Origin of the sequence: Limimaricola cinnabarinus LL-001 (assembly GCF_000466965.1) — a bacterium.
GTDB lineage: Bacteria > Pseudomonadota > Alphaproteobacteria > Rhodobacterales > Rhodobacteraceae > Limimaricola > Limimaricola cinnabarinus.
Genome location: NZ_BATB01000111.1, coordinates 1 through 6,405 on the forward strand (window position 1 = coordinate 1; position 6,405 = coordinate 6,405).

At 65.4% G+C, this 6,405-nt stretch carries 4 protein-coding genes and 3 pseudogenes; 6 read left to right on the forward strand and 1 reads right to left on the reverse strand.

The genetic code is table 11. The features are described 5' to 3' along the window. Positions 1-128: 128 nt before the first annotated feature. The 4 genes and pseudogenes from purU (at position 129) to MBELCI_RS18110 (ending at position 4,217) form a co-directional block, all read left to right on the forward strand. A pseudogene (gene purU / locus MBELCI_RS20220) lies at positions 129-1,010 on the forward strand (formyltetrahydrofolate deformylase). Between the two features lie 241 nt (positions 1,011-1,251). Further along, positions 1,252-2,124 (forward strand): annotated as a pseudogene (locus MBELCI_RS18100) (taurine ABC transporter substrate-binding protein); the annotation flags it as partial. A 58-nt stretch (positions 2,125-2,182) separates the two neighbouring features. After that, positions 2,183-2,989, forward strand: a complete 807-nt coding sequence (locus MBELCI_RS18105; RefSeq protein WP_021695702.1) for a taurine ABC transporter ATP-binding protein — start codon at positions 2,183-2,185, stop codon at positions 2,987-2,989. 5 nt (positions 2,990-2,994) lie between these two features. After that, positions 2,995-4,217, forward strand: a pseudogene (locus MBELCI_RS18110) (ABC transporter permease). Between the two features lie 108 nt (positions 4,218-4,325). Here MBELCI_RS18110 and MBELCI_RS19640 read toward each other — a convergent pair. Further along, a complete protein-coding gene (locus MBELCI_RS19640; protein WP_021695705.1) occupies positions 4,326-4,736 on the reverse strand; it encodes a CREC-EF hand family protein in 411 nt (136 codons plus the stop codon). Between the two features lie 528 nt (positions 4,737-5,264). Between MBELCI_RS19640 and MBELCI_RS18120 the strand changes: the two genes are divergently transcribed. Both MBELCI_RS18120 and MBELCI_RS18125 read left to right on the forward strand, forming a co-directional pair. After that, on the forward strand, positions 5,265-5,843 hold the full coding sequence (locus tag MBELCI_RS18120; protein WP_131505602.1) for a hypothetical protein: 579 nt from the start codon (positions 5,265-5,267) through the stop codon (positions 5,841-5,843). Positions 5,844-6,060: 217 nt separating this feature from the next. Beyond that, on the forward strand, positions 6,061-6,405 hold a 345-nt coding region (locus MBELCI_RS18125; RefSeq protein ID WP_045320492.1), incomplete at its 3' end, for a (2Fe-2S)-binding protein.

Sequence of the window (6,405 nt, forward strand, 5' to 3'; positions counted from 1 at the left end):
CCGATGACCATCGCCTGCCTGCTCGCCAACACGCTGACCGCCTGCTGCCGTGCGCATGGCCTGCCCGAGCCAGACGGCCTGACCGCCTGACCGCCCGATCGGCCCCCAATTCCCGGAGAGAGACGCACATGTCCAAGTTCTGCCTGACCGTGACCTGCCAATCGGCCCGCGGCGTCGTCGCGGCTATCGCCGGCTACCTGTCCGAACAGGGCTGCAACATCACCGACAGCTCGCAATTCGACGACCCTGAGACCGGCGGCTTCTTCATGCGCGTAAGCTTCGTATCCGAGACCGGCGCGACGAGCGACGAGTTCGAACAGGGCTTTGCCAAGCGCGCAGGGCTTTGGCATGGAGTACATGTTTTACGACGAGGCCCGCAAGATGCGGGTCGTCGTCATGGTCTCGCGCTTTGGCCATTGCCTCAACGACCTGCTCTATCGCTGGAAGATCGGCGCGCTGCCGATCGACATCGCCGCGGTGGTCTCGAACCACATGGACTACCAGAAGCTCGTGGTGAACCACGACATCCCGTTCCACTGTATCAAGGTGACCAAGGCCAAAAAGCCCGACGCCGAGGCACGGATCATGGCCGTGGTGGAGGAGGCCGAGGCCGATCTGATCGTGCTGGCGCGCTACATGCAGATCCTGTCCGATGACATGTGCCGAACGATGTCAGGCCGGATCATCAACATCCACCACTCCTTCCTGCCCAGCTTCAAGGGCGCCAACCCCTACAAGCAGGCGTTCCAGCGCGGCGTGAAGCTGATCGGCGCGACGTCGCACTACGTCACCGCGGATCTCGACGAGGGCCCGATCATCGAGCAGGACATCGTTCGCGTCACCCACGCGCAATCGGCCGAAGATTATGTCAGCCTCGGCCGCGATGTCGAGGCGAGGTCCTGGCCCGCGCGATCCATTCCCATGCCAACCGCCGGGTCTTTCTCAACGGCGACAAGACCATCGTCTTCCCGGCCTCCCCCGGCTCCTATTACAGCGAGCGGATGGGCTGAGAGCTCTATCGTCCGGCACGGCGCGGCCGTGCCGGACCCCTACGACAGAAATCGGACAAACCGATCGTCGCCCCGCGGCCTCCAACCGACCGCATCCAGACCCAACACGGAGAGACCCATGACACGTATTTTCAGCCTGCCGATCCTCGTCCTGTCCGGCCTCATGGCCGGGACCACCGCGATGGCCCAGGACGGGCTCACGGTCGCCTATTTCACCGAATGGCCGATGCCGTTCCAATACGCCAAGGCCGAAGGGATCTATGACGAGACGCTCGGCCTGCCGGTGAACTGGGTCCGCTTCGATTCAGGCACCGCCATGTCCGCCGCCATGGCCGCGGGCAACGTGCAGATCGCGATCAGCCAGGGCGTGCTGCCCTTCATCGGCGCGGCCTCGGCGGGTCAGGACCTGCGCATCGTCGACATTGCCGCCTCCTATGCCGACAACGAGAACTGCGTCGTCGCCGCCGCCCTCGAGATCGACGCCGAGAACGCCGCGGAGCTCGAAGGCACGCGCGTCGCCGTGCCGGTCGGCACCGGGGCGCAGTACACCTTTCTGCAGCTGATGGAACATCTGGAGGTCGACGCCTCGACCATGTCGATCGTCGACATGGCCCCCGCCCAGGGCGCCGCCGCCTTCTCGCGCGGCGACGTCGACATGGCCTGCGGCTGGGGCGGCGCGCTGGGGCGGATGATGGAATACGGCAACGTGCTGCTGACCGGCGCCGAAAAGGAGGAGGTCGGCATCCTCTCCTTCGATCTGACCACCACCACGGCCGGGTTCGCCACCTCCCAACCCGAGCTGCTCGAAGAGTTCCTCGCCGTCACCGCCGAGATGAACGCCAAGTGGAACGCGGGCGAGGACCGGGCCGAGATGCTGCCGGTCATTGCCCAAGACGCCGGCATGGAAGACGCCGCCGCAGGCGATGTGATCGACGACTTCACCTTCATCCCGGTCGATGCGCTGTTGTCCGACGAATGGCTGGGCGGGCGCGTTGGCAGCTATATCGACGGTGCCGCGGCCTTCTTCCACGAGCATGGCTCCGTGCCCACGCTTCTGCCCAGCTATGGCGAACTGATCATCATGGCACCGCTGCAGGACATCGCCACCAACTGAACCGGCGGAGGCGCGAAAGCGCCTCCCTCCCCCTGCCCACCGACAAGGGAATGCCCGGATGCCCGGATTGACGCTGAACAACATCTCCATGCGCTTCGACTTGCCCAATGGAAGCCACGTGCAGGCCCTGCAGGACGTGTCCTTGCATCTCGCCAAGGGCGAGCTGCTGTCGGTCCTCGGACCGTCGGGCTGCGGCAAGACCACGCTTCTCAACATCGTGGCGGGCTTTCTCGCGCCCACCTCGGGCGAGATCACGCTCAATGGCCACGCCGTGCGCGGCCCCGACGCCGAACGCGGCATGGTGTTCCAGGAAGGCGCGCTGTTCGAGTGGATGAACGTGCGCGACAACGTCTCCTTCGGGCCGCGCATGGCCGGGCGCCGCAAGTCCGACTACCTGCCCGAGGTGGACCGCTTGCTCGAAATCGTCGGGCTCAAGGATTTTCGCGACAAGGCGATCTACGAGCTGTCGGGCGGCATGCAGCAGCGCGTGGCGCTGGCCCGCTGCCTTGCCAACGACCCGGACGTGATCTTGATGGACGAGCCGTTGGGCGCGCTCGACGCGCTCACCCGCGAAAAGATGCAGGCGCTGGTCCTCAAGCTGTGGAAGGAGACCGGCAAGACCGTGATGCTGATCACCCATTCGGTCGAGGAGGCGCTCTTGTTGGGCGAGCGGCTGATCGTCATGGCGCCGCGCCCCGGCCGCATCCACAAGGAATACCGCCTTCCCTTTGCCGAGCTGGGGGCCGGAATGGACCTGAGAGAGGTGAAGAAACATCCCGATTTCGGCACGACGCGGGAGGAGATCCTGTCGATGATCTGGAACATGGAAGAAGAAATTATGGGTCACATGGAGCCCGCATCATGACCGGTATCGCAATCCTCCTCGTTTACGTGATGGCCTTCGTGCTGGCGGCCGCGCTGGCCGGTCTGCTGCGGCGCGGCAGGATACGGCGCGCCGATTTCAGCAGCCTCAAGACCGTACCTTCGGCGACGAAAGCGCGATCCGTTCCGATCGCCTCGCCTCCATCGCCTCGATCGTGGTGATCTTCCTGCTCTGGGGTGCCTTTACCGGCTCCAGGCTGGTGCCCCTGCACGTGCCCGGCCCCTTCGCGGGCGAGACCTCCTTCACCTACCAGTCCGAGAGCGAAGGCGGGCAGCTCAGCGACGGGCGCGTGCGGATCGCCGTCGGCCCGGACGGAGCGCTTCCTGCCGGGGCCGAGACATCCGAAGATGTCGCTGTCGCAGTCCAGAGCGGACGCAACAAGCTGATCCAGCTGCCGGACGACGCGCGTGCGGTCTCGGTCAACGGCACCGGGATCGCGCCGGGTGGCGCGGTGCCGGTCGAGGACGGCACCGTGTCGATGACGGCCAAGGGCACGCTGAGCTTCGCCGCCGAAAGGGGCCTGCAGATGGAGCCGATCTGGCTGCCCTCGCCTGAAGCCGTGGTCGGCCGCTTCATCGAGGTCATGGCCAATGGCTACCAGAACCATTCGCTGTGGGAGCATATCGGCGCCTCGCTCCTGCGGGTGCTCGCCGGCTTTAGCTTGGGCGCGCTGGTGGGGATTCCGCTGGGCTACGCGATGGGCCTGTCGGGCTGGTTTCGCGGCTGGTTCGACCCGATCGTGGAATTCATGCGCCCGGTGCCGCCGCTGGCGCTGATCCCGCTCGTCATCATCTGGTTCGGGATCTGGGAGACCGGCAAGGTGGTGCTGCTGTTCCTCGCCGCATTGTGGGTGATGGCCATCGCGGCGCGGGCGGGGGTGTCCGGCGTCAGGATCTCCAAGATCCACGCCGCCTATTCGCTCGGCGCGTCGAAATGGCAGATCCTGCGCCACGTGATCGTGCCCAACTCCTTGCCCGAGATCTTCACCGGGGCACGGGTGGCGATGGGCGTGTGCTGGGGCACCGTCGTTGCGGCCGAACTGGTCGCGGCGCAGATGGGTGCCGGCATGATGATCATCGCCGCCGCGAAGTTCCAGCTCACCGACATCGTGATGATGGGCATCATCCTGATCGGCCTGATCGGCTTTGGCATCGACATGCTGATGCGACAGGCCGAGAGCCGGCTGGTCCCGTGGAAGGGGCGTGGCTGAGCCCTCCGCCACCGAAATGCCCGAAGGCCCGCTCGTGTCACGAGCGGGCCTTCGCCTTTTGCGGGAGCGCGGCCTTGATGCGAACCCGCGTCTCGCCCCAGCTACGCGTTACCTGCGCGGCGGACGCGCCTCGCGCTGTTCCTCGACGCTGAGCACGCCATCGCCGTTCCTGTCGCTGGCGTCGAACCGCTCGGCTTCGCGCTTCAGCGCATCGGCCCGCGATATGGGCCCGAACGCGCCCTGCCGCTCGGGTGCCGGGCGCTGCTTGCTTTTCTGCCCCTGACCCTGCGCCTCAGGCGGGCGGCCTTCGGGCCGGCCCGCGCGCGCTTCTTCGGCGCTCAACTGACCATCGTGGTTCTCGTCGGCGGCGTCGAACCGCTCGCCCGCCATCTTGAGCGCCTCGGCACGCGGCAGTGGCTTCATCTCGCGCGGCGGCTGCTGGGCAAAGGCCGCGCTGGCGGCCATGCCCGTCAGGGTGGCGATCGTGGCGATGATGCCGATCTTGCTTGAGAATTTCATTCTCGTCGTCCTTGCGAATGTAACGTCACCCCCGGTCTTCGCGGCGTTGCGCCGCGCCGGGGTTGCCCCTCAGATGGCGCAGTCCGGGCGCAGGAAACAGCACTGTATTGTCGCAAGATGTATGCGCGGCGACATCACGTCCGAGACCCGACCCACGGGGGCGCACCGCTCATTCCCTTGCCAGATAGGGCACAGGTCCGTGTGACAACCTGCAGTCCAAGGAGGCATTCGCCCGGTGTGCCGGATACAATTCAGTGTCCCCATGCGCCCTTGCTCTACGACTGCATCCGGCGACCAGTTCGGTCCAGACCGAGTTATCGGATCTACGCTCCATGGTCTTGCCCCCGTTTCACCGGACGCTCAGGCGGTTGTGGCCTGCCCCAATCAAGTGACCCGGTTTCGGTTCTGGTACATGAGGAGCCGGGACTTCACCCGTTCTTGGTCCGGGCGCCATGTGACTTTTCGGGCTGATCCGAGTTGAGCCGCAGAGGCGCTGGAGGTGAAGTTTTCCGGCGCCGAATGCGACCGGTGGTCATCGTAATCGATCCTTCACTCATTGATGCGTTGGCCATCGACAGGAACCATGAGGCGTTCAGACACTCCTGCCGGAGCGGGGCACTGAAGGCTTCGATGTGGGCGTTGTCGCGGCGCTGGTTCTCGACTTTTTTCTTCAAGACCGATCCGCGCTTCTGGTTCGTCGGGTTGCGGCCGCTGACGGCCGAGCGCTTTGGCATTGCGCTGGTCAATCTCGTCCCGTTCGGCCTGTATTTCCTGCTGGCGATGGGGGCGCTGCATGGCGGCCTGTCGGTGGCGGGCCAGAGCGCCGCGGCGGAATACGTCTTCAACGCGCTGGCATTGATGGGCGGGTTTCTGGTGTTCCTCGCTCTGCAATACGCGGTGCTTTTTTTGACCGGCCAACTTCTGACGCCGTCCGAGCCATTGAACACCATCGTCATGTTCCAGTTCGTGCCACTGCTGCTGATCGCGGCGCTGATCAGCACCTACAGCTACCGTCGCACCGCGAGCTACGTGCCCGGCGCTCTGGTGAACGCGTTCTTCATCAGCTGGTACGTGGTGGCCGGACAAGCGACCCAGTTCGCTTACTGATGCAACCCGTGCTCCGGCCCCCTTCGGAGGGCCGGAGCTTCTTCTACCGCATGGGTTTGAGCCCTGAGGCATCGCCCTGCATGGGAGGTTGGGCGTTTCCGGACCTTTCCGCAGCACATGTCAGGGGCGAAGTCGCGCGCCGGTTCCAAAAGAACACCGGAAATCTTCCTTCGGCACGCTATCTGACCTGTCAGCCAGCAGCGATGGGAGATCCGAAATGGTAAAATCCTCGACCCCGCCTCGCCCCGGGCTCTCCCGAAGGAGCTTTCTCGGATCTTCGGGAGTGGCCGCAGCCAGCGCGGGTCTTGCCGCAGGTGCACAGGCCCAGACGCAGGATGCGCCCGCCGTAGCACCCGATGCGCAACCCAAGGTGAGCTTCACCCTCAACGGCAAGACGCGGACCATCACCGTCGAGCCGCGCACCTCGCTGGTCGAGGCGTTGCGCGACACGATCGGCATGACCGGCACCAAGATCGGTTGCAATCACGGCCAGTGCGGCGCCTGTACGGTCCTGCTGAACGGCCGCCGGATCAATTCCTGCCTGACGCTGGCGATCACCGTC